The 22,533-nt window shown below is 68.7% G+C and carries 23 protein-coding genes; 4 read left to right on the top strand and 19 right to left on the bottom strand.

Translation table 11 applies throughout. The features are described from left to right. Positions 1-26: 26 nt before the first annotated feature. From NGK70_RS03575 to NGK70_RS03565, 3 genes are all read right to left on the bottom strand, one after another. Positions 27-1,706: a long-chain-fatty-acid--CoA ligase gene (locus NGK70_RS03575; protein WP_251972004.1), complete on the bottom strand. Its 1,680-nt coding sequence runs from the start codon at positions 1,704-1,706 to the stop codon at positions 27-29. A gap of 162 nt (positions 1,707-1,868) precedes the next feature. After that, positions 1,869-3,287, bottom strand: a complete 1,419-nt coding sequence (gene pntB, locus NGK70_RS03570; protein WP_251972003.1) for a Re/Si-specific NAD(P)(+) transhydrogenase subunit beta — start codon at positions 3,285-3,287, stop codon at positions 1,869-1,871. A gap of 10 nt (positions 3,288-3,297) precedes the next feature. Then, positions 3,298-4,887, bottom strand: a complete 1,590-nt coding sequence (locus NGK70_RS03565; RefSeq protein WP_251972002.1) for a Re/Si-specific NAD(P)(+) transhydrogenase subunit alpha — start codon at positions 4,885-4,887, stop codon at positions 3,298-3,300. Between the two features lie 127 nt (positions 4,888-5,014). Between NGK70_RS03565 and NGK70_RS03560 the strand changes: the two genes are divergently transcribed. After that, positions 5,015-5,530, top strand: a complete 516-nt coding sequence (locus NGK70_RS03560) for an NUDIX hydrolase (RefSeq protein ID WP_251972001.1) — start codon at positions 5,015-5,017, stop codon at positions 5,528-5,530. Next, on the top strand, positions 5,527-6,639 hold the full coding sequence (gene mnmA, locus NGK70_RS03555) for a tRNA 2-thiouridine(34) synthase MnmA (RefSeq protein WP_251972000.1): 1,113 nt from the start codon (positions 5,527-5,529) through the stop codon (positions 6,637-6,639). Before NGK70_RS03560 ends, mnmA begins: the two co-directional genes overlap by 4 nt. An 81-nt stretch (positions 6,640-6,720) precedes the next feature. On the opposite strand, the gene NGK70_RS03550 is transcribed toward mnmA, so the two are convergent. From NGK70_RS03550 to rplC, 11 genes are all read right to left on the bottom strand, one after another. Beyond that, positions 6,721-7,227, bottom strand: a complete 507-nt coding sequence (locus NGK70_RS03550; RefSeq protein ID WP_251971999.1) for a peroxiredoxin — start codon at positions 7,225-7,227, stop codon at positions 6,721-6,723. A 153-nt stretch (positions 7,228-7,380) separates the two neighbouring features. Then, entirely contained in the window at positions 7,381-7,683 is a 303-nt protein-coding gene (gene rpsQ, locus NGK70_RS03545) for a 30S ribosomal protein S17 (protein WP_251971998.1), read from the bottom strand. Then, positions 7,683-7,880 (bottom strand): 50S ribosomal protein L29, encoded by a 198-nt coding sequence (gene rpmC, locus NGK70_RS03540; protein ID WP_251971997.1) that lies wholly within the window; start codon positions 7,878-7,880, stop codon positions 7,683-7,685. Before rpmC ends, rpsQ begins: the two co-directional genes overlap by 1 nt. Before the next feature lie 17 nt (positions 7,881-7,897). Beyond that, positions 7,898-8,314 carry a 50S ribosomal protein L16 gene (gene rplP, locus NGK70_RS03535; protein ID WP_251971996.1) on the bottom strand — a complete coding sequence of 139 codons (417 nt, stop codon included), beginning with the start codon at positions 8,312-8,314 and terminating at the stop codon, positions 7,898-7,900. 3 nt (positions 8,315-8,317) lie between these two features. Continuing rightward, positions 8,318-9,187 (bottom strand): 30S ribosomal protein S3, encoded by an 870-nt coding sequence (gene rpsC / locus NGK70_RS03530; RefSeq protein WP_251971995.1) that lies wholly within the window; start codon positions 9,185-9,187, stop codon positions 8,318-8,320. A gap of 18 nt (positions 9,188-9,205) precedes the next feature. Beyond that, positions 9,206-9,535: a 50S ribosomal protein L22 gene (gene rplV, locus NGK70_RS03525; protein WP_251971994.1), complete on the bottom strand. Its 330-nt coding sequence runs from the start codon at positions 9,533-9,535 to the stop codon at positions 9,206-9,208. 13 nt (positions 9,536-9,548) lie between these two features. Continuing rightward, on the bottom strand, positions 9,549-9,824 hold the full coding sequence (rpsS, locus tag NGK70_RS03520) for a 30S ribosomal protein S19 (RefSeq protein ID WP_251971993.1): 276 nt from the start codon (positions 9,822-9,824) through the stop codon (positions 9,549-9,551). A 15-nt stretch (positions 9,825-9,839) separates the two neighbouring features. Beyond that, positions 9,840-10,664: a 50S ribosomal protein L2 gene (gene rplB, locus NGK70_RS03515; RefSeq protein ID WP_251971992.1), complete on the bottom strand. Its 825-nt coding sequence runs from the start codon at positions 10,662-10,664 to the stop codon at positions 9,840-9,842. Next, positions 10,664-10,978 carry a 50S ribosomal protein L23 gene (gene rplW, locus NGK70_RS03510; protein ID WP_251971991.1) on the bottom strand — a complete coding sequence of 105 codons (315 nt, stop codon included), beginning with the start codon at positions 10,976-10,978 and terminating at the stop codon, positions 10,664-10,666. The genes rplB and rplW overlap by 1 nt, the downstream gene beginning before the upstream one ends. Further along, positions 10,975-11,595: a 50S ribosomal protein L4 gene (rplD, locus tag NGK70_RS03505; protein ID WP_251971990.1), complete on the bottom strand. Its 621-nt coding sequence runs from the start codon at positions 11,593-11,595 to the stop codon at positions 10,975-10,977. Before rplD ends, rplW begins: the two co-directional genes overlap by 4 nt. After that, positions 11,595-12,263 (bottom strand): 50S ribosomal protein L3, encoded by a 669-nt coding sequence (gene rplC, locus NGK70_RS03500; protein ID WP_251971989.1) that lies wholly within the window; start codon positions 12,261-12,263, stop codon positions 11,595-11,597. Before rplC ends, rplD begins: the two co-directional genes overlap by 1 nt. Positions 12,264-12,643: 380 nt before the next feature. Here rplC and NGK70_RS03495 point away from each other — a divergent pair, with 380 nt between their 5' ends. Together NGK70_RS03495 and NGK70_RS03490 are read left to right on the top strand one after the other, a co-directional pair. Beyond that, positions 12,644-13,393: an OmpA family protein gene (locus tag NGK70_RS03495; protein ID WP_251971988.1), complete on the top strand. Its 750-nt coding sequence runs from the start codon at positions 12,644-12,646 to the stop codon at positions 13,391-13,393. A gap of 65 nt (positions 13,394-13,458) precedes the next feature. Next, positions 13,459-14,649, top strand: coding sequence for a glycine zipper 2TM domain-containing protein (locus NGK70_RS03490; RefSeq protein WP_251971987.1), 1,191 nt, complete (start codon positions 13,459-13,461; stop codon positions 14,647-14,649). A 138-nt stretch (positions 14,650-14,787) separates the two neighbouring features. Here the strand turns inward: NGK70_RS03490 and NGK70_RS03485 are convergent, their stop codons facing one another. The 5 genes from NGK70_RS03485 to NGK70_RS03465 form a co-directional block, all read right to left on the bottom strand. Continuing rightward, on the bottom strand, positions 14,788-16,575 hold the full coding sequence (locus tag NGK70_RS03485; protein WP_251971986.1) for a CHAT domain-containing protein: 1,788 nt from the start codon (positions 16,573-16,575) through the stop codon (positions 14,788-14,790). Between the two features lie 1,642 nt (positions 16,576-18,217). After that, complete coding sequence (locus NGK70_RS03480; RefSeq protein ID WP_251971985.1) at positions 18,218-18,922, bottom strand: hypothetical protein; 705 nt, start codon at positions 18,920-18,922, stop codon at positions 18,218-18,220. After that, a complete protein-coding gene (locus NGK70_RS03475; protein WP_251971984.1) occupies positions 18,919-19,572 on the bottom strand; it encodes an RNA polymerase sigma factor in 654 nt (217 codons plus the stop codon). Before NGK70_RS03475 ends, NGK70_RS03480 begins: the two co-directional genes overlap by 4 nt. 109 nt (positions 19,573-19,681) lie before the next feature. Continuing rightward, positions 19,682-20,227, bottom strand: coding sequence for a hypothetical protein (locus tag NGK70_RS03470; RefSeq protein ID WP_251971983.1), 546 nt, complete (start codon positions 20,225-20,227; stop codon positions 19,682-19,684). 91 nt (positions 20,228-20,318) lie between these two features. Further along, a complete protein-coding gene (locus NGK70_RS03465; protein ID WP_310742578.1) occupies positions 20,319-21,887 on the bottom strand; it encodes a sigma-54 interaction domain-containing protein in 1,569 nt (522 codons plus the stop codon). Positions 21,888-22,533: the final 646 nt, after the last annotated feature.

The raw sequence follows: 22,533 nt of genomic DNA, 5'->3' as shown, positions 1-22,533 counted from the left end.
CCCGCCCGCGGGCACGCATGGCCGGGTCAGCCCTGACCCGGCCCCCGCAGCTGCCGGCGCAGCACCTTGCCGACGGCCGTCTTGGGCAGCTCGCTGCGGAACTCGATCAGCCGCGGGCGCTTGTAGCCGGTGAGGTTCTGCTCGCAGTAGGCACGGATGTCCTCCTCGGTGACGCTCTCGTCGCGCCGAACGACCACCGCCTTGACAGTTTCGCCATTGCGCTCGTCGGGCACCCCCACCACGGCGCACTCCATGATGCCGGGCATCTGCGTCAGCACGTCCTCGACCTCGTTCGGGTAGACGTTGAAGCCACCCACCATGATCATGTCCTTCTTGCGGTCGACGATGCGCACATAGCCACGCTCGTCGATCACCCCGATGTCGCCGGTGCGGAAAAAGCCGTCGGCGGTCATCACCTTGGCGGTCTCGTCCGGGCGCTGCCAGTAACCGGCCATGACCTGAGGCCCGCACACGGCGATCTCGCCAGGCTGGCCAGCGGGAACCTCATTGCCCGCGTCGTCGAGCAGCTTCAGCTCGGTGTCGGGCATCGGCAGACCGATCGAACCGGTGAAGGTCGTGCTGTCGGTGGGGTTGCAGGTCACGGTCGGCGAGGTTTCCGACAGGCCGTAACCCTCGCAGATGGGGCAGCCGGTCTTCTGCAGCCAGAGCCTGGCGGTGGCCTGGTGCACCGACATGCCACCGCCCACCGAGATCTTCAGGTTGCTCCAGTCCACCGTGCCGAAATCGGCGTGATGCACCATCGCGTGAAACAGCGTATTGACCGCAGGGAAGCTGTGGAACTTCAGCCCGGCCAGCGCCTTGAACATGGCCGGCAGGTCCCGTGCGTTCGGGATCAGGATGTTGCAGGCGCCGATGCGCATGCCCAGCATCATGTTCGTGTTGAAGCCAAAGATGTGATACAGCGGCAGCGCGCAGACCTGCACGAGCTGTTCGCCGGGCTGCATCTTCTTCAGCGCCGGCTGGAACCAGGCTTCGGACTGCAGCACGTTGGCCACCAGGTTGCGGTGCAGCAGCACCGCTCCCTTGCTCACGCCGGTGGTGCCACCGGTGTACTGCAGCACCGCGATGTCCTCCGGCCCCGGGTTGGCTGGCCGCAGGCTCAGGCGCGCACCCGCGGCCAGGGCCTCCTTGAAGCGCACGGCACCGGGCAGGCTGAAGGCTGGCACCAGCTTCTTGACGTGGCGGACCACGGCGTCGACGAGCAGGCCCTTCGGGAATCCCAGCATCTCGCCCAGCGAGGCCAGCAGCACGGTCTGCACCGGCACCTGGGCGCGGATCTGCTCGAAGGTGTGCGCCACGTTCTCCAGCACGATCAGCGCCTTCGCGCCGGAGTCCTTCAGCTGGTGCTCCAGCTCACGCGGCGTGTAGAGCGGGTTGACGTTGACGACCACGAAACCGGCACGCAGCACCGCGGCCACCGCCACCGGGTACTGCGGCATGTTGGGCAGCATGATCGCCACCCGGTCGCCTCGCACCAGCCCCTGTGCCTGCAGCCACGCCCCCAGCGCGCGCGACGCCTCGTCCAGGCGACGGTAGCTGAAATCCTGCCCCATGTAGCGACAGGCCACGCGGTCAGCGTACTTCGTGAAGGCCTCGTCCACCAGGGCCACGAGGGACGGGGCCACACGGGTGTCGATGTGCATCGGCACTTCGACGGGGTACTGTTTCAGCCAGACGGGTTCCATGGTGGGTTCACTGCTGCGTTGTCAATGATTCTCCCGCAGGGCAGGGCCTTGGATACCCGGGTTTGATCAGGGGAAGACCCTGGGTCGATGTCACCCCATCGACAGATACGAAAGGAAAAGCCGGGCAAGGCCCGGCTTGGGTGGGTGGCGCAGGGACGCGACTCAGGCCCGCAGCGCCGCCAGCACCTCGTCGAGCATCTTCTTGGCGTCGCCGAAGAGCATGCGGTTGTTGTCCTTGTAGAACAGCGGGTTGTCCACGCCCGCGTAGCCCGAGGCCATCGAGCGCTTCATCACGATGGAGGTGCGCGCCTTCCACACCTCCAGCACCGGCATGCCGGCGATCGGGCTGGTGGGGTCGTCCTGGGCAGCCGGGTTCACGATGTCGTTGGCGCCGATGACCATGGTGACGTCCGTGTCCGGGAAGTCCTCGTTGATCTCGTCCATCTCCAGCACGATGTCGTAGGGCACCTTGGCCTCGGCCAGCAGCACGTTCATGTGGCCCGGCATGCGCCCGGCCACCGGGTGGATGCCGAAGCGCACCTTGACGCCCTTCTCGCGCAGCAGCTTGGTGATCTCGAAGACCGTGTGCTGGGCCTGCGCCACCGCCATGCCGTAGCCGGGCACGATGATGACGTTCTTGGCCTCGCGCAGCATCTCGGCGGTCTCCACCGCGCTGACCGGCGACACCTCGCCGGCCGGCTGGGCCGCACCACCGCCTGCGGCCGCCGGGGCCGGGGCACCGCCACCGAAGCCACCGGCGATCACGCTGATGAAGTTGCGGTTCATCGCCCGGCACATGATGTAGCTGAGGATGGCGCCCGAACTGCCCACCAGCGCGCCCACCACGATCAGCAGGTCGTTGCTGAGCATGAAGCCCGTCGCGGCCGCGGCCCAGCCCGAGTAGCTGTTGAGCATCGACACCACCACCGGCATGTCGGCGCCGCCGATGGCCATCACCATGTGGATGCCGAAGAGCAGGGCGATCACGGTCATCACCAGCAGCGGCGTCATGCCGGCCTGGATGTCATGCGCGTGCAGGAACTCGCGGCCGAACCAGATCACCACCAGCAGGCCGGCGAGGTTGAGCCAGTGCCGCGCCGGCAGCAGCAGCGGCTTGCCGCCGATCTTGCCGGAGAGCTTGCCGAAGGCAATGATGGAGCCGGAGAAGGTCACGGCACCGATGAGGATGCCCACGTAGATCTCCACCTCGTGGATCGCCTTCTCGGCCTCGGTCGGGAAGACCGTGGAGGTGTCCACGTAGCTGGCGAAGCCCACCAGGCAGGCCGCCAGGCCGACCAGGCTGTGCATCAGGGCGACCAGCTCGGGCATCTGGGTCATCTGCACCTTCTTCGCCGCGAAGAGGCCGATGGCGCCACCGACGGCCAGCGCAGCGATGATCCAGGTGATGCCTGCCGGCGTGACGCGCGGCCCCAGCACCGTGGCCAGCACGGCGATGGTCATGCCGATGATGCCGAACAGGTTGCCGCGGCGCGCGGTCTCGGGGTTGGCCAGCCCGCCCAGGCTGAGGATGAAGAGGATGGTGGCGCCGATGTAGGAAACGGTGGCCAGGCTGGACGTCATGGTCGTCTCCTTACTTGCGGAACATCGCCAGCATGCGACGCGTCACCGCGAAGCCGCCGAACATGTTGACGGCCGTGAGCGCGAGCGCAAACACGGCCAAGCCCAGGATCAGCGCATTGGGCCGATCCGTCACCCCACCGGTGAGCGGCGGCGCGACCTGGACCAGCGCGCCAATGGCGATGATCGACGAGATGGCGTTGGTCACGCTCATCAGCGGTGTGTGCAGCGAGGGCGTCACGTTCCAGACCACCATGTAGCCGATGAAGCAGGCCAGCACGAACACGGTGAAGTGCGACAGGAAGCTGGCCGGCGCGTACAACCCGACGAGCAGAAAGGCCAGCGCGCCAATGCCGAACACCGTCGCCAGCGACTTGCCGGACATCGGCTCGCCGGCACCGTGGCCATGCCCCTTCGGTGCGGCCGCCGGTGCGGCCGCGGCCTTGGGTGGCGGCGCGGGCAGCTTCAGCGGCGGCGCCGGCCAGGTGACGCTGCCTTCCTTGATGACCGTGAGGCCGCGGATGGCGTCGTCCTCCATGTTGACGTTGATCACGCCATCCTTGCGGCCTTCCTTGTTCTTGCACAGCTCCTCGGTCACGCGCAGCAGGTTGGTCGCGTACAGCGTCGAGGACTGCTTGGCCAGACGGCTCACGAGATCGGTGTAGCCGATGATCGTCACGCCGTGGCGCACCACCGCCTCGCCCGGCACGGTGAGCTCGCAGTTGCCGCCCTGCTCGCCCGCCATGTCGACGATGACGCTGCCCGGCTTCATGCTCTGCACCATTTCGGCGGTGATCAGCTTGGGCGCCGGCTTGCCCGGGATCAGCGCGGTGGTGATGATGATGTCGGCGTCCTTGGCCTGCTGCGCATACATCGCGCGCTGGGCGGCCTGGAAGCCCTCGCTCATCACCTTGGCGTAGCCGCCGCCGCCCGAACCCTCTTCCTCGTAGTCGACCTTGACGAACTCACCGCCCAGAGAGACGACCTGGTCGGCCACCTCGGCGCGGGTATCGTTGGCGCGCACGATGGCGCCCAGGTTCGCTGCGGTGCCGATGGCGGCCAAGCCCGCGACGCCAGCGCCGGCGATGAACACCTTGGCCGGCGGGATCTTGCCGGCGGCGGTGATCTGGCCGTTGAAGAAGCGCCCGAAGGCGTTGGCCGCCTCGATGACGGCGCGGTACCCGCTGATGCCGGCCATGGAGGTCAGCGCGTCCATCTTCTGCGCGCGCGACAACTGGCGTGGCAGCGCGTCGATGGCCAGCACGGTGACCTTGCGAGCGGCCAGCTGCTGCATCAGCTCGGGGTTCTGCGCTGGCCAGATGAAGCTGATCAGCGTGCCGCCCTCGCGCAGCAGTGCAACCTCGTCCGTGCTGGGGGCGCGCACCTTGAAGACGATGTCGCTGCGCGTCCAGATGTCGGCCGCCGTTGGCACCACGGTGGCGCCGGCCGCGCTGTAGGTCTCGTCCGCAAAATTCGCGGCATCGCCCGCGCCGCTTTCCACAGCCACCGCAAAGCCCAGCTTGACGAGCTTTTCCACCACGTCCGGCACAGTGGCCACGCGCTTTTCGCCTGGCGCTGTTTCCTTCGGAACTCCGATCAGCATGTCGTCTCCTCCTCGTGGGCAAAACTCCACGGACCGGGCAGCTTACACGGGTTCCTGGTACAGAACCAACGCGACCGGACCTGGGATCACCCCGGGGTTGCGGCGTGTCAACCCTTACGATCCGGCCATGACCGAGCCCCGCTGGAAGCCCCATGTCACCGTCGCAGCCATCGTCCAGGACGCCGGACGCTTCCTGCTGGTTGAAGAAGAGACACCCGACGGCCTGAGACTGAACAACCCGGCCGGGCACCTCGACCCCGGCGAGTCGCCCTTGGAGGCGGTGATCCGCGAAACGCTGGAGGAAACCGCCCGCGCCTTCACGCCCACCCACCTCGTCGGCCTCTACCTGTCACGTATCGTTCGGCCCGAGCGTTGCGAGGATCTGACATTTTTTCGCGTTGCCTTCACCGGCAGCGTGGGTGATCAGATTGCGGGGCGCCCGTTCGACACGGGCATCGTGCGCACCCTATGGCTGACGCCCGAAGAGATCCGGGCCCGCCACGCCGTGCTGCGCAGCCCGCTGGTGCTGCGCTGCCTGGAGGACCACCTCGCCGGGCAGCGCCTGCCGCTCGGCGCGATCCATACCCACGCCTCGGTGTACGACGGCAAGGAGTCGCGCCTGCGGGGACAATCGGGCCGATGAAACCCTCCCGCGTGGTCGTCGGCCTGTCCGGCGGCGTCGATTCGGCCGTCAGCGCCCACCTGCTCAAGCAGCAGGGACACGAGGTCGTCGGCATCTTCATGAAGAACTGGGAAGACGACGATGACAGCGAGTTCTGTTCGTCGCGCCAGGACTTCCTCGACGCCGCGGCCGTCGCCGACGTGATCGGCATCGAGATCGAGCACGTCAACTTCGCCGCCGAGTACCGTGACCGCGTCTTCGCCGAGTTCCTGCGTGAGTACCAGGCCGGGCGCACGCCGAACCCGGACGTGCTTTGCAACGCCGAGATCAAGTTCAAGGCCTTCCTCGACCACGCCATGCGCCTGGGTGCCGAGAAGATCGCCACGGGCCACTACGCCCGCGCGCGCTTCAACGCCGAGCGGGGACGGCACGAGCTGCTCAAGGGGCTGGATCCGTCCAAGGACCAGAGCTACTTCCTGCACCGCCTGAACCAGGCCCAGATCGCCACCACGCTGTTCCCGGTCGGCGAACTGCACAAGACCGAAGTGCGCCGCATCGCCCAGGAGATCGGCCTGCCGAACGCGAAGAAGAAGGACTCGACCGGCATCTGCTTCATCGGCGAGCGGCCGTTCCGTGAGTTCCTCAACCGCTACCTCGCGCAGGCGCCGGGGCCGATCCGCGACGACCGCAACCGCCTGCTCGGCGAGCACGTCGGCCTGAGCTTCTACACGCTGGGCCAACGCAAGGGGATCGGCATCGGCGGCATCAAGGAAAAAGGCGCCCGGCGCGGCGGTGGCGAGCACGAGCCCTGGTTCGTCGCCCGCAAGGACCTGGCGACCAACACGCTCTACATCGTGCAGGGGCATGACCACCCCTGGCTGCTCAGCCACTCGCTGCAGGCCGATGGCGCGCACTGGTGCGCGGGCGAACCGCCCTCCCGCCTCGCCGTCAGTGCCAAGACCCGCTACCGGCAGGCCGATGAGGCCTGCACGCTCACGCTGGGCAGCGACCCCGATCGGCTGCAACTCCACTTCGACGCCCCGCAGTGGGCCGTCACCCCCGGCCAGTCGGCCGTGCTGTACGACGGCGAGGTCTGCCTGGGCGGCGGCTTCATCGCGACGGTGGATTGAGCCGCGCGCAGGTCCCGCTCCCCATACGCAAAGAGGCGCCCCGCGGGCGCCTCTTTGCTTCAGCAGGCGGGAGGCTGGCAATCAGCCCTTGGCCTGCTGCAGCATCGTCGCTGCATCGCTGACTTCGAACTTGCCGGGGCCTTCGACGTTCAGCGTCTGCACCACGCCATCCTTGACCAGCGCCGAGTAGCGCTGCGAGCGCAGGCCCAGGCCCTTCGCGGTCAGGTCCAGCGTCAGGCCGGCGGCTTTGGCAAAGTCGGCGCTGCCGTCACCCAGCATGCGCACCTTGCCGGCGGTGCCGAGTTCCCGGCCCCAGGCGCCCATCACGAAGGCGTCGTTCACCGACAGGCACCAGATCTCGTCCACGCCTGCGGCCTTCAGTGCCTCGGCGTCTTGCACGTAGCCGGGCACATGCTGGGCCGAGCAGGTCGGCGTGTAGGCCCCCGGCAGCGCGAACAGGGCGATGGTCTTGCCTGCGGCGGCCTTGGCCACGTCCACCGGATTGGGCCCGAGCGAGCAGCCTTCGGTGGGTACGTCGATGAACTCGTACAGCGTGACTTGGGGCAGCTTGTCGCCGACTTTCAGCATGGTGGGGCTCTCCTCGTTGTGACGGTGTGTGGGCCAGATCGCATGAAATGACCGCAGAAAAAGCAAAACCGGCCGCCAGTATCCCAGCGAGCCGGTTTTCACAGCGGCCGTGGTCAGGATGACCCCGGCGCGCAGCGTGCTTTCAGTGCAGCGTCAGACCACGCGGGCCTTCTCGACCATCCGGGTCACGACCCAGTTCTTGGTCTTGGACAGCGGACGGCTTTCGGTGATCTCGACCAAGTCGCCCATCTTGTACTCGCCCTTTTCGTCGTGGGCGTGGTACTTGCGCGAGCGGGCCACGATCTTGCCGTAGAGCTCGTGCTTGACACGGCGCTCGACCAGCACGGTGACGGTCTTGGCGCGCTTGTCGCTCACGACCTTGCCGACCAGGGTACGGACGACCTTGGCGCGGGCCGGTGCAGTGGCTTGCGTTTCTTGAACCTGGGCTTCGCTCATCACGCAGCTCCCTTCTTCTTCTCGGCGAGGATGGTGCGCGCACGGGCGATGTCACGGCGCGTGTTCTTCAGCACCGCGTTGTTGCCCAGTTGCTGGGTCGCCTTCTGCATACGCAGGCCGAAATGGGCCTTCAGCAGATCGCTGATTTCCTTTTCGAGCGCGGCGACGTCCTTGGCGCGGAGTTCGGAGGCTTTCATTGCATTACTCCTTGGGCTCAGGCGCCGAAGCCACGCGTCACGAAGGTGCAACGCAGCGGCAGCTTGGCAGCGGCCAGGGTGAAGGCTTCGCGGGCGAGCGCTTCAGGCACACCGTTGATCTCGTACAGGACCTTGCCCGGCTGGATCTCGGCCACGTAGTACTCGGGGTTGCCCTTGCCGTTACCCATCCGGACTTCGGCCGGCTTCTGGGAGATCGGCTTGTCCGGGAAGATGCGGATGAAGATGCGGCCACCGCGCTTGATGTGGCGCGAGATGGCACGACGGGCCGCTTCGATCTGGCGGGCCGTGATGCGACCACGCTCGGTCGCCTTCAGGCCGAATTCGCCGAAAGACACGTCGGCGCCACGGGTGGCGACGCCGGTGTTGCGGCCCTTCTGTTCCTTGCGGAACTTGCGACGGGACGGTTGCAACATTCCTTATTCTCCTTTCGCTGCCACGCCAGGGGCGGGCGCGCGCACCACGCGCTTCACGCCGGTGCGGTCACCCGCCGGGGCAGCGCCTTCGGCCGGAGCACCTTCACCGCGGGGACCACGGCCGGCACCAGGACCGCCCGGGCCACGCGGGCCACGGCGGTCACCAGGACGGTCGTTGCGCGGACCACGGCGGCGGCGGTCGTCTTCCGGACGGTCCTCACCACGCATCACCGGCGCTTCGCCATTGGCCAGACGGTCACCACGGTAGACCCACACCTTGACGCCGATGACGCCATAGGTGGTCTTGGCTTCCGAGAAACCGTAGTCGATGTCGGCGCGCAGGGTGTGCAGGGGCACGCGGCCTTCGCGATACCACTCGGTGCGGGCGATTTCGATGCCGTTCAGACGGCCGGAGGACATGATCTTGATGCCCTGGGCGCCCAGGCGCATGGCGTTCTGCATCGCGCGCTTCATCGCGCGGCGGAACATGATGCGCTTTTCGAGCTGCTGGGTGATCGACTCCGAGATCAGCTGGGCATCGACTTCGGGCTTGCGCACTTCCTCGATGTTCACAGCGACCGGAACGCCCAGCATCTTGGCGAGCTGCAGCTTCAGGTTCTCGATGTCCTCACCCTTCTTGCCGATCACCACACCCGGACGAGCCGAGAAGATGGTGATGCGGGCGTTCTTGGCGGGGCGCTCGATCTGGATGCGCGACACTGCGGCGTTCTTGAGCTTCTTCTTCAGGAACTCACGAACTTCGATGTCCTCGGCCAGCATGGCAGCGAACTGGCGGTTGCCGGCGTACCAGCGCGACGACCAATTGCGCGTGACCGGCAGGCGGAACCCGGTCGGATGGATTTTCTGTCCCATGACTTTCTACCTGCCTTCTCAGTTGCCGACCGTCACGTAGATGTGCGCGGTGGGCTTGCTGATGCGGTTGCCACGGCCCTTGGCGCGGGCGGCAAAACGCTTCAGCGTGGCACCTTGCTCCACGTAGATCGAGGTGACGCGAAGTTCGTCGATGTCCGCGCCGTCGTTGTGCTCGGCGTTGGCGATCGCGCTCTCCAGCGCCTTCTTGATGATGCCGGCGGCCTTCTTGGGCGTGAACGTCAGGATGCTCAGGGCCTGATCGACCGGCTTGCCGCGGATCATGTCGGCCACCAGGCGACCCTTGTCGCAGGACAGACGCACACCACGGACGATTGCTTTGGTTTCCATTGCGTCGGGCTCCTCAGCGCTTGGCCTTCTTGTCCGCGGGGTGACCCTTGAACGTGCGGGTCAGCGCGAACTCGCCGAGCTTGTGGCCGACCATCTGGTCGGTCACGTACACCGGCACATGCTGCTTGCCGTTGTGCACCGCGATCGTGATACCGATGAACTCGGGCATGATGGTCGAGCGACGCGACCAGGTCTTGACCGGCTTCTTGTCCTTGGTGGCCACGGCCTTCTCGACTTTGGCGAGCAGGTGGTGATCGACGAAGGGGCCCTTCTTGAGTGAACGAGACATTGCTGCGCTCCCCTCTTACTTCTTGCGACGCGAAACGATGAACGTCTGCGTGCGCTTGTTGTTGCGGGTACGGTAGCCCTTCGTCAGGGTGTTCCACGGAGACACCGGGACCTGGCCCTCGCCGGTACGGCCTTCGCCACCACCGTGCGGGTGGTCCACCGGGTTCATGGCGGTACCGCGAACGGTCGGACGGATGCCCTTCCAACGGATCGCACCGGCCTTGCCGTACTGGCGCAGGTTGTGCTCTTCGTTGGACACCTCGCCGATGGTGGCGCGGCAGTCGATGTGGATCTTGCGCACTTCACCCGAACGCAGGCGGACCTGGGCGTAGGTGCCTTCACGCGCCATCAGCGTCACCGAGGTGCCGGCCGAGCGGGCGATCTGCGCGCCCTTGCCAGGCATCATCTCGACGCAGTGGATGGTCGAACCCACCGGGATGTTGCGGATCGGCAGGGTGTTGCCGGCCTTGATCGGCGACTCGGCGCCGCTCAGGATCGTCTGACCCACTTCCAGGCCACGCGGCGCGATGATGTAGCGACGCTCGCCGTCGGCATAGCACACCAGCGCGATGTGGGCCGTGCGGTTCGGGTCGTACTCGACGCGCTCGACCTTCGCCGGGATGCCATCCTTGTTGCGCACGAAGTCCACCACGCGGTAGTGGTGCTTGTGACCACCACCCTTGTGGCGAACCGTGATGTGACCGTTGTTGTTGCGGCCAGAATTCTGCTTCTGGGGTTCCAGCAGCGAAGCCTCGGGCGCGCCCTTGTGCAGGTGCTTGTGCACCACCTTCACCACGGCACGGCGGCCAGGCGAAGTCGGTTTGACCTTGACGACAGCCATTACGCAGTCTCCCCGGAGAAGTTCAGTTCCTGGCCCGGCTTCAGCGAGACATAGGCCTTGCGCACATGGTCACGACGACCGATGCGACCGCCGAAGCGCTTGGTCTTGCCCTTGGTGTTGAGCACCTGGACCGACGCGACCTCGACCTTGAACATCAGCTCGACAGCAGCCTTGATCTCGGGCTTGGAGGCATCCTGCAGCACCTTGAACAGCACCTGGTTGTGCTTTTCACCGACGCTGGTGGCCTTTTCCGAGATGATCGGCGCGACGAGCACCTGGGCCAGGCGGCCCTCATCAAACTTGGCGGCGCTCATGCGAACATCTCCTGCAGCTTGTCGATCGCGCCCTTGGTGACGATGACCTTCTTGTAGAAGACCAGCGACGCCGGATCGGCGTAACGCGGCTCGACCACCAGCACATTGACGAGATTGCGCGAGGCGAGGAACAGGTTCTCGTCCACCTCGTCAGCGATCACCATCACGTGATCCAGGTTCATCGCCTTGAGCTTGGCGGCCAGCAGCTTGGTCTTGGGCGCCTCGACCTTGAGCGAGTCGACCACGGCCAGGCGGCCTTCACGGGCGAGCTGGGAGAGGATCGTCACCATGCCGGCGCGATACATCTTCTTGTTCAGCTTGTGGCTGAAGTTCTCGTCCGGCGAATTCGGGAAGGTGCGACCGCCCCCACGCCACAGCGGCGACGAGGTCATACCGGCGCGAGCGCGGCCGGTACCCTTCTGGCGGAACGGCTTCTTCGTCGAGTGATGGACCTCGGCGCGGGTCAGCTGAGCACGGGTGCCTTGGCGGGCGTTGGCCTGATAGGCCACCACGACCTGGTGCACCAGCGCTTCGTTGTAGTCACGCGCGAAGACGGTGTCAGGGGCATCGACCTTTGCGGCCGCCTGGCCCTGCTCATTCAGGAGCTCGAGCTGCATCAGTTGGCTCCTTGCTTGGCTTTGACGGCGGGACGCACGGTGACGAAGCCACCCTTGGCGCCCGGCACGGCACCCTTGACCAGCAGCAGCTGGCGGGCCTCGTCGACGCGCACGATGTCCAGGTTCTGGGTCGTGACGGTCTCGTCGCCCATGTGGCCGGTCATCTTCTTGCCCGGGAACACGCGGCCCGGATCCTGCGCCATCGAGATCGAGCCCGGCACGTTGTGCGAACGGCTGTTGCCGTGCGACGCGCGCTGCGAGCTGAAGTTGTGGCGCTTGATGGTGCCGGCATAGCCCTTGCCGATCGAGGTGCCTTGCACGTCGACTTGCTGGCCCGCTGCGAACAGGGTCACGGGGACCTGCGCGCCAGCCTTGTACTCGGCCGCCACGTCGGCGCTGACACGGAACTCCTTCAGGAGTTCGCCCGCTTCCACACCAGCCTTGGCCAGGTGGCCCGCCTGGGGCTTGGTCACGCGGGAGGCCTTGCGGGCGCCGAAGGCCACCTGCAGGGCGCTGTAGCCGTCGACGTCGGCGGTCTTGACCTGGGCGACGCGGTTGTTGGACACGTCGAGCACGGTCACGGCATCGCCGTCGTCCGTGAAGATGCGCATCATGCCCACCTTGCGGCCCAGCAAACCGAGGCGCTCGCCCGGATTGGCTGTCGTCATGGTTCTTCTCCAATGCCCGACAACGATTGGTCGGGCTGACTGATTTGCTCCGGCGAGCCACCCCCGAACAGCCCTCTTGACGAGGACTTTCGAGCGCGGCACACCGAAACGACGAAACGGGCGCGGATGGTCCACGCCCGAAAAGCTTGCGAATATAGCACGTTTTACTGGTTGGCACCAAGGCGCAAGCTGCGTGCGGCCTCGTACGAGAACGACGCGTCCTCAGGCCCCATGTCGACCCTCCTCGACCCTCCTGTGAAAGGCGCCGGACACCCCGCGTCCTGACGTTTCGGCGCAGGCCTCGTCCTGGCCTTCAAGTCCCCCGGCACCCACCGGGGCAGACAGACAGCCCAGGTCCCCAATCGAGGAGCACGCCCGTCATGTTCACCCCTGCACGCCATTCACCGGCCCGGCCAGCCGCCACTCGGCCGGCGGTTGCCCAACGCGCGCTGGCCTGCGCCAGTGCGGCCGCCATCGCAGCCGCGGCACTGTTTGGCGGCTGCGCCAGCATGCCAGGCGGCAACAACAGCAGCAGCACCGGCAGCACAGCGGCCGCCCAGGCCGGATGCGAGAAGCTCCCCACCACCTCCAACGCCACCAAGGTGGCAGTGGGCGCAGCGGCCGGCGCCGTGCTCGGCGTCGCGGCCGGCAACGCCGCCGGAACGAAGCACCGCGGGCGCCACCGGGTGCAGGGTGCCCTTGGCGGCGCACTGGTAGGCGCCCTGGCTGGCGCGGCCTTTGCCAATGAGATCGATGTCGAGGAGCAGGAGGACGGCTCGGTGCGGCTGAAGATCCCAGGCTCGGTCATGTTCGCCTCCGGCCAGTCCGCCCTGAGCCCGGGTTTCCAGGACACGCTGACCCGGGTGACCACCACCGTCCGGAAGTACTGCGGCATCACCGTCAAGGCGGTCGGCCACACCGACAACGTCGGCAGCCCGGCGAGCAACCAGGCGCTGTCGGAGGCCCGCGCCCGGTCGGTCGTGCGCTTCATGCAGGCGCAGGGCTTCGACGGCGCGCGCCTCAGCGCGGCCGGCCTGGGCCAGGGCAGCCCGATCGCCAACAACCAGAGCGAGGAGGGCCGCCAGCAGAACCGCCGTGTCGAGGTGTTCGTCCGCCCGCCCGCGAGCTGACCCGCGCACACCCCCTCGCCCTTCGATACGGCCCGCCCCACCCACCCGCTTCCCCGGAGACCCCCATGCCCGCTGCTGCCTCGGCCACCACGGCTCACACGTCCGTCGTCCCCCTCCAGCCCGTACCCGCCACGACATCCGCCACGGCAGCGATGGGGCACCCGCCGCCGCCGGCCGCCAGCCGCGCCCCGCGTCTCCCACAAGGATGGCTCGTCGCAGCCGGCGCCGGCCTGCTCGTGGTCGGCGCCGCCAGCGCCTGGTGGATGCTGGGCCGCAGCTCGCTGGACATCACCGCGGTGCGTGGCGCCCAGCCGGTGCTGGTGGGCAACGGGCAGGCCCAGCCGCTGCGGCTGTCCTACTCCGCCCGCAACAGCCAGATCCGCCGCGTTGACGTGCGCTTCCTGCGCGGCGAAGGCCACTGGTCGCCCACCGCCTGGTCGGTGCCGGTGGACACGGGCGGCAGCAGCGCCCACAACGGGGAGGTTTCCGCCGGCACGATCCAGCAGGTCGTCAGCGCCCCCACCCAGGCCACCTTCGAATACACCCTGGTTGATGCGGATGGCCGGCGCAGCGCGCCCTTCGAGCAGACCTTCAGCCTGCTGCCACCGGTCACGCTGGGTGCGCTGCGCTGGTCACAGCCGCCGAGGCTGGGCCAGCCGCTGTCCGTGCAATTGAGCTGGCGCAAGGGGGCCGGCGACATCGTGCAGGTACGGCAGCGGGTGGTGGAATCAACCCAGCCCTGGCCGGAGGGCGAACAAACTGTCGCAGTGCAGCTGAATGCCGCCAACGGCCACCTCAACCTACCGCTGCAGGCGCCCAGCCAGCCGCTGCGCGCCACCCTCGAGTACGAGCTGGTCGACTCGCTCGGTGTGCACAGCGCGCCCCAGCAGCTGGCACTGAACTTGAACGGCGGGCCGATCACCAGCGGCCCGGCCACGGTGGTGGGCCTCCAGCAGCTGGCCAGCGCCGCCCGGGACGTTCCGGTGGGCAGCGTGGCGGGCGCCCTCATCGGCGCGGGCATCGGCAACCAGTTCGGCCGAGGCCGCGGGCGCGCCGCTGCCACGGTGGCCGGCGGCGTCGCGGGCGCATTCGCCGGCAACGCGATCCAGCAGCGCATCACCGGCCCGGGCCCCTGGCAGACCACGGTGCGCTTCGACGACGGCAATACCCGCCGCCTGACGCATGGCGACGCGCCACGCTGGGCGGTGGGCCAGCGCGTGGTCGTCAGCGCCGCTGGCGCCATCCAGTTGCACTGAACGCAGCGCGTCGCCCCTCTCCTCACGCTGTCAACGGCCCGCAGAGGCCTGCTCGGGGATGGAAGAAGCACCTTCAGGGAGGAACCCGTTCATGACGACCCCGCCCATCGCACTGGCCCCATCGGTCCCATCGAGCCACTACCGGCGCGCATCCATCAACACAAAGGCAGCCCAGTCGTGCGGACGGGCAGCGGAGCCGCCGCCGGCCAGCAGACGCTGCTGGGTGCGCTGCAGCGCCGCCGCCCAATCGGTGCCCTGTGCGGGTGAGCCCGCGCGCCGGCTCTCCTCGTAGAACACCTGCATGAAGCGGGCGGTCGCCTGGTCGTCCACCCGCCACAGGCTGGCCAGCACCTGGCGCGCCCCCGCGCCCAGCACCGCCGCGGCCAGGCCATCGATCTGCCGGCCGTCGGTGGCGTCCCCCGCCGGAGCACCGGTTTCGCAGGCCGACAGCGTGACCAGCTGCTGGCCGCGCAGGTCCAGCCGCGCCACCTCCGCCAGCCCCAGGCGCTGGCCGTCGCCCAGGAGCAGCCAGGAACGTTCGACGTGCCCGGGCCGCAGCACGAAATGGGTGCCGATGTGCAGCAGGCGCGACGGAGCCGCGGCGGGCGCTGCCAGGGCCTGATGCAACCTTGCGGCGGTGAATTGCGCGTTGGCCACCGCCTCACCGGCCACCGGGCCCTGGCCGCGGGTGCCCCCGTCGGCACAGCCGCTCACCGCGGTGGCCGCGGCATCCGTGGACAGCCCCTGCACCGGCCCGCGCACGATGCCGCAGAGCTCACGCGCCACGCCAGGCAGCGCCGGCAGGCCGGCGGCCGCCTCGGTCATGCCGAAGGCCTGGAGCGACAGCGCGCCCACTTGCGCGGTGCGGGCCGCCGGGCGCCCGTCGCTGGCAGCGCCATCGAGCACCGGCGCGGCGTGCAGCAGCGTGTACTTCTGCGCCAGGTACTGCCGGCCATCGTGCAGCGCCGCCAGCGGCAGGTGGCGCAGCGGGCCGTCCAGCCAGAGCACCACCCGGCTCGCCCGGGCTTGGCGGGCGGGTTCGTCGATCAGGCGGCCGATGTGCTCGTACAACCGCGCGCCCAGCTCGTCCCGGCCATTCGCCCCGGCACCCTGCCGGCGCAGCACCTCCAGCCAGCGCGCGATGTCGCGGCTGACCTCCTGCGGCGCCACGCGCCGGGCGCGCACCCAGCTGCGCTCGCGCCCGACCACGACCGAGCGCAGGCCCTGGGGCGACAGCATCAGCCACGCATGCACCACGCCGGCCTCGCGCGGGCGCACCCGCGCCAGCGCGGCCCGCTCGGCGGCGTCGCTCACGGCCGCGGGCGCAGCGCCTTGCCGCGCGCCAGGAGCCGGCGCCGTCGCGGCGGCCACCGTCTGCAGCAGCGCATCGAGCTGGGCCTGCAGCCGCTCGCGTTCCTGGCGGCCCTGCTGCGCCAGCGTGGCCAGGCGGGCCTGCTCGTCGGCGGTGATGGCGCGGGCGGCATCGAGCCGGCGCAGCCGGGCGTACTCATCGGCCAGCGCCTGGTGGCTGGCCAGGGTCTGGGCCAGTTGTTGCTGCAGGCGGCGCTCGGCGGGCGACCAGGGCAGCAACTCGGCCACCTGCTCGTCATCCAGCGCCCCGGCGCCACGCTGGCCCCAGTCGGCCTGCTCGGCGCGCTTGGCCAGGCGCAGCACCGCCAGGGCCTCGGCGATGCGCCCCTGCCCGGCGAGGCGGTCGGCCAGGCTGCGGTAGACCTCGCTGCGGCGCTCCAGGAAGTGCGCCTCGGCAGCAGCCCCCAGCGCCACCACCCGGGCTCGCTGGCGCTGCACCTCGGCCAGCGCCAGCTTGCCGAAGAAGATCGCCTCGTCGAAGCGCCCGGCGTCGGCGCGCACGTCGGCCTGCAGGCCATAGGCCAGGCCGAGCAGCGCCGGCGAGCCAGAACGCACTGCAGCTACGAGGGCTGAGTGCGCAAGTCGGGTTGCCGATGCAGGTTGGCTGCTCTCACGAGCCCGGGCCCCCAGCGCCAGCCTGCCCCGCGCCTCCAGATCGTGCGGCAGCGCTGGATGGTCTGTGTCGCGCCCAGCATCTTCCAACGATTGGACCAATGCCGCGCAGGCTGCAGTATCTGCAGGGCAGGCAAGAACCTTCAATTCCACCTGCTCTGGAGAAACATCCGGGTAGGTAGGTGCAAGCACGTGTGCCGCCTGAGACAAATCCGCCAGCAAGCCAGGCATATCGCCGCCGGCCTGCTTGAGCAGAGCCGACAGACGGAGCAACTCGGCCTGCTCCTTGCGCTGGGCAGGCGCCTTTGCCAACTCCGCCTGCGCACGGCCCAAGACACTACGCGCCTCCTCGTAATCACCCAACTCAAGCAACACCCGCACAAAGCCGGTCAAGCTCCCGATGCGATGTAGCGCCTCCCCGCCACGCCCTCCTGAGTCGATCCAAGTCTCGATGACGCGATATTGCTCAACCGCCGCGCCGAGATCGCCCAAGGCGGCATAAGCCCGCGCCAACAGCCTGCGCGAGTTCATTTCCCGCGCGCTGCCCTTGACTTGCGAGGTCTTGATCAACGCCAGCGCCTCGCGAATCGCTTGCGCGGCTTCCAACGGTCGCCCGCGTTGTAGCAGCAACTCCGCAAGAGATTCGCGCAGGTCGGTCGAGTTATTCTGGTAGTCTGAGGCCGCATCAAATGTCGTTGCGATGGCCGCCCGCATCACGGTCTCAGCCTCGTCATATATACCAAGCCTTGCCAGCGTCAAGGAAAGATTCTGACGCGCCATCAACAACTCAGGCCCTCTTACCTCTCCCAAGGCTTCAAGCCAAGCCACCTCTACGCGCGAATAACTCAACGCTTTGACATATTGTTCACGACGGACCTCCAGGTTGACCAGCCCATTCAGAACCCATGCCTTCAAAAGCGGATTCGGTTTGGGAGACGCGGATTCGATTTCTGCCAGAAGGCCAGTCAGCACTTTCTCAGATCGATCATATTGACGAGCCGCCATCAGGATCGCGCCGAAGTTCTGCGCGATGGTCCAACGCAGTTCGCGGGCATTCGGGTCAGGATCAGAGGCCTGCTCCTGCATGGCCCGCTCCAACTCCGCCACGGCGCGAGGTATGTCCCTACGGAATGTATAAAACCCACCTATCATTCCGGACAATGAGGCAACTTCCAATCGCCCGACTTCGGCCATTGGCATGAGCTGTTCACGTGTAGCCAACAAGATCGGGAAAGCATCGCCCGACCGACCCACCCAGAGCAAACTGGCGGCAATCGTTGCCTGGAATCTGATCGCAGCGATGCTGTCAGCCCGAAACCGCCGGACGGCCGCCCACCATCCCTGGCAAGCCAGTTCCAAATGCCCTGACAGTCTGTTTTGCTGCAAGCGATCCACTTCGCTTTGTGTCCACTGCAAATCCAGGTCTGCCGGCACGCCCGCCTCGTAGGGCGCACACACCGCCTGCACGCGAGCGCGCACCTGCTCGGGCGACTCGGCCACTGGCTCCGCCTGGGCCCAGGCGCTGCCAGCGCCCAGCCACAGCGCGGCAATACCCGCCCCAGCGGTCAAGCCGTTCACGCACCGGCTAACGCGGCCGTCTCTCCTCTTGCTCATCCCGTCCTCCCCCCACCCGGTCAAACTCGATCTGCAACTCATCCGCCTGCGCCGGCAGCGGCGGCCACCAGCCGGCACGCAGCAGCACCTCCGCCACGGCGCGGCGCCGTGCGGCCGGCCACTCCACGTCCAACCCCGGCCGGCCCAGGCGCTCGTAGGGCGCCACCTGGGCACCGGCCGCGCTCAGTTGGCGGCCGAGCAGGTCGCGGCTCACCGGCGGGTCGGCCACGGCCACCCGGCGCAGGGTCGCCGGCGCAGCGGCGCGCAGAGATGCGGCCTCGTCGGCCGGCGGCAGGCCGGCGGCCATCCAGCCACTCACCCCGCCTCCAAACAGGCCGAACCCCACCAGCCCGGCCAGCACCAGCCCACCGAGCGCGCCCGAGCCCAGCCACGATGCCAGCCGCGAACCCAGCCCGTCGCAGACCCGGCAGGCCGAGGCCCCACCGCGCGGACGCATCAGCCCGGCGGCACGGGCGCGCTCGACCAGCCGCTCGCTGCGGCGCCCGGCGTCTTCGGCCCAGCGGGCTCCCGCCGGCGGTAGCGCCACCGCACTGGTGACGATGCGGCGCAGCCCCTGCGCCTCGCGGCGGGTGGCGGCATCGGCCCCGGGTGCCGGACGGCCAGCCAGCAGGTCCAGCCAGGCCTCGTCGTCGTCGGCCCAGGCAGGGGTGGTCATCGCGGGTCTGCGTTGTTGGAGCCACCGGCTGGGGCATCAGGCGGATGGCTGTGGCTGACCAGCGCATGCCACTCGGCCAGGAAGGGCCGGGCCTTCTTGCGGCACTGCGAGAGGAACTCGCGCGTCGCACCCGGTGAGCGGCCGAGCAGCGCGGCCACCTCGGCCGGGCCCAGACCGTCCTCGGCCACCCAGCGCAGCACCTGGGCGTGCTCGGGGTGGGCGGCGGCGAAGCGGGCGTAGCAGCGCTGGTACATGGCATCCAGGACGCGCGTCTCGTGCTCGGCGTCAGGCTGCACCACCCTGTCGGCGGAAAGGTGATGTACCGCCACCTGCACCGCGGGGCGGAGTTCGCCACTCTCATCCTCCAACGGCTCTTCGGGGGTGCGGGCGCGCAGGGTGTCCAGCAGCGCATGGCGCAGGATCTGCCGGACCCAGGCAAAGGGATGGCCCTCGGCGCGGAAGCTGGCGCAACGCTGCCAGACCTTGATGAGCGTGTCCTGCACTAAGTCCTCGGCCGCCCCCAGGTGCTGCAGCACACCAGCGGCCTCGCGGTAGAGCGCGGGGCCGTAGCGGGCGTCGAACTCGCGCAGCCAGCGCTCAATGCGCCGCCCGCCATCACGGCAGGCCAGCCTGAAGCTCTCCCCATCCATCGCCGGGCTCGCCCCCTCCACTGCATCCCCCCACGCACGTCAGCGACTGCGCCACTTATGTCACGAATCCAGTGTAACGGGCACCCAAATCACGCCAATCTGCCCCAGATCAATCGGTTTCCCAACTCCACACCAACTCGACCACCCGGCCCTGCGCAACCCGGAAGGTCAGCGTGTCGTCGTTGGGCCGCTCGGGGTGCAGGGCGTAGACGAGGTCGGCGCCCTGGGTGGACCAGGGCGGGCCGAGGCGGGCCTGCACCGCCTGGGGACGCGTGCCAACGGCGAGATCCGCCGCCAGATCGGGGTGGGGCGCGGTCATCGTCAGCACCATGGGCCGCTCGCGCCCGCCGGCGGCCCGGAAGGTGACCACCTCGAAACCCGGGCAGGCCGTGGTCCAGACGACATCGAGCACCTGCGGGCTGCGCGGGCTGGGCACACGCTCACGCTTGACCGACAGCGGCCGCTTGCAGCGGGCCTGCACGATCTGACGGCCGAGTCGGTCCAGCTCGGGCTGTGCCAGCGAGTGGGTGGCACCCGGCTCCGGCCCCGCCACAGCAGCGGACCACGGCAGCAGGCAGGCGGCGGCAGCGGCAGCGGCAGCAACAAAGGCGCAGGGCAACACGGCAAGCGGCAGTGCAAACACTCGGGCGGGCATGGCACGACCTCCTCGGGACCGTGACATTTTTCACCAAGCACCGCAGCGACGCCAGCCCTGGGCGGCCGATCGAGACCGATCGACACAGGGCTTACCGATCGTCAGGCGGCGGCTCTGCCTCGCGGCCCCAGAGCGCCAGCTTTTCATACAGGGTGGCGCGGGCGATGCCGAGTTGGCGCGCCGCCGCCACCTTGTTGCCGCGCGTGGCCGCGAGCGCCGCGCGAACGGCGCGCCGCTCCAGCTCCGCCACGGCCTGCGGCAACGGCACGGCGAGCAGTTCACCTGCGCCGGGTGCCGTGGACCAGGACGCCCCCTGGAGCGCGTCGCTGGCGAGTGGCCCAGGCACCCCGGCACGGACCCCTGCCGGCAGCACGGCGCGGAAGTGCGCCGCCGTGAGCAGCAGCTCGTCGTTGAGCAGGGCCACCTGCTCCAGCACGTTGCGCAGCTCACGGATGTTGCCGGGCCAGTCATGTGCGGCGAGCAGCGCCAGCGCGTCCTCGCTCACGGCACGGTGCGCCAGGCCGCTGCGGCGGGCGATGTCCTCCAGCAGCGCCTCGACCAGCGCCTCCAGGTCACCCAGGCGCTCGCACAGGGCCGGCAGGCGGATGGGCAGCACGTTCAGGCGGTAGAACAGGTCGGCACGGAACTGGCCCTCGGCCACCATCGCAGTCAGGTCCCGGCTGGTGGCGGCAATCACCCGCACGTCCACCTTGTGCACCTGGTTGCTGCCCAGCGGCTCCACCTCCTGCTCCTGCAGCGCGCGCAGCAGCTTGGGCTGCAGGGCCAGCGGCATGTCGCCGATCTCGTCGAGGAAGAGCGTGCCGCCGTCGGCGAGCTTGAACTTGCCGTCGCGGCCCTTGCGCTCGGCGCCGGTGTAGGCCCCCGGGGCGACGCCGAAGAACTCCGCCTCCAACAGGCTGTCAGGCACCGCGGCGATGTTGACGCCGACGAAGGCCGCCCCCGCGCGGGGCGAGGCCGCGTGGATGGCATGCGCCAGCAGCTCCTTGCCGGTACCGGTTTCGCCGAGCAGCAGCACGGTGGCCGCAGTGGCGGCCACGCGGCGGGCCTGGCGCTTGGCCTCCATCGCCACCGCGCTGGAGCCGATGTAGCCGGCGATGGTGTGCTTGGGCCGGCGCTGGGCGGCCAGCTGCCGGCGCGCGTCCTCCAGCTCGCGCTGCAGGCGGGCGAACTTGAGCATCAGCGGCTGCATCGTCGTTTCCGGGTGGTCCAGCAGCACCAGCCCGACGGCGCCGAGCACCACGCCCTGCGCATCGCGCAACGGCAGGCGGCTGACCAGGAAGCTGCCGGCCTGGTTGGTCAGCAGGTCCAGCAACATGGGCCGGCCGGTCTCGATGACCTGGGCCATCAACGTGTTGGGCACCACCTCCTCGACACGCCGGCCGACGAAGGCCTGCTCGCTGTCGAACCCGAGCGCGGGCAGGAAGCGCTTGTAGCCCTCGCTGATCCAGACGATGCGGTGCGAGCGGTCCACCACCATCATCCCCTGGGCCGCCTGGGCGAAGACGTCGAACATCGACTGGGCCGCCAGCTGCAGCACGGCAGCGGCGTCCTGTGGCAGGCCGGTCGATGGCGCAGGGGACGCGGCGGGCCCAGGCAGGGCGCGCAACGTCAGGGGGTCGTCGTGTTGGGGGGCGGGCATCGGCGGGCGGGGAGTGCGCCGCGGCACTGTAGCGCGGCGGCCTGCCGATGCCCCGGCTGCGAAAGGAGCCGAGGGAGAGCGGCACCCGGCGCTGGAGGGGCCTCCCACCGCCAATCGACTGTCTCTGGCGCACACTGCACCTGAGTCGATTGGCGGTGGGCACGGCCGGCTCCAGCGCGGGTACGTGACCTGGAGGCGGTGCGGCGACTCGCTTGGGCGGGGGTCGCCGCGCTGGGGTGGGCCGGTCAACCGGTGCCGCCGCAGCGCCTGGAACGCATTGGCGCACAGCCACCCCGCCCCCAGGTAACCAGATCTGGCAACCGTGACAGCACGGCATCGCCCCGCTGCCAGGCCGATCCAGGCCTGCGGACCGGGCCTTGCGGCTCGTCAAGCCGCGCCAACGCTCACATTGTGGGAAATTTACCCATTCAACGCAAGGTCATTGAAGCACCGATGGGCTGCCTGCGGTCTTCTGCATCCCGTAACAACCCGGCAGCGGCTTGTTGCAGGAACAGGGCAGGCCCGCCCTCCCCGGCTTGCGGCCCGGCGCTGGTCCCCGCCACGGCGCGTGCCGCTTGGCACACAACCGCCGTCCACGATCGAACTGGCGGCGAAAAGTGAGGTTTTTTCAATTCAAGAAACGACC

It is taken from the genome of Sphaerotilus microaerophilus, from assembly GCF_023734135.1.
Taxonomy (GTDB): domain Bacteria; phylum Pseudomonadota; class Gammaproteobacteria; order Burkholderiales; family Burkholderiaceae_C; genus Sphaerotilus; species Sphaerotilus microaerophilus.
This window is presented reverse-complemented; position numbering and strand designations above follow the sequence as displayed.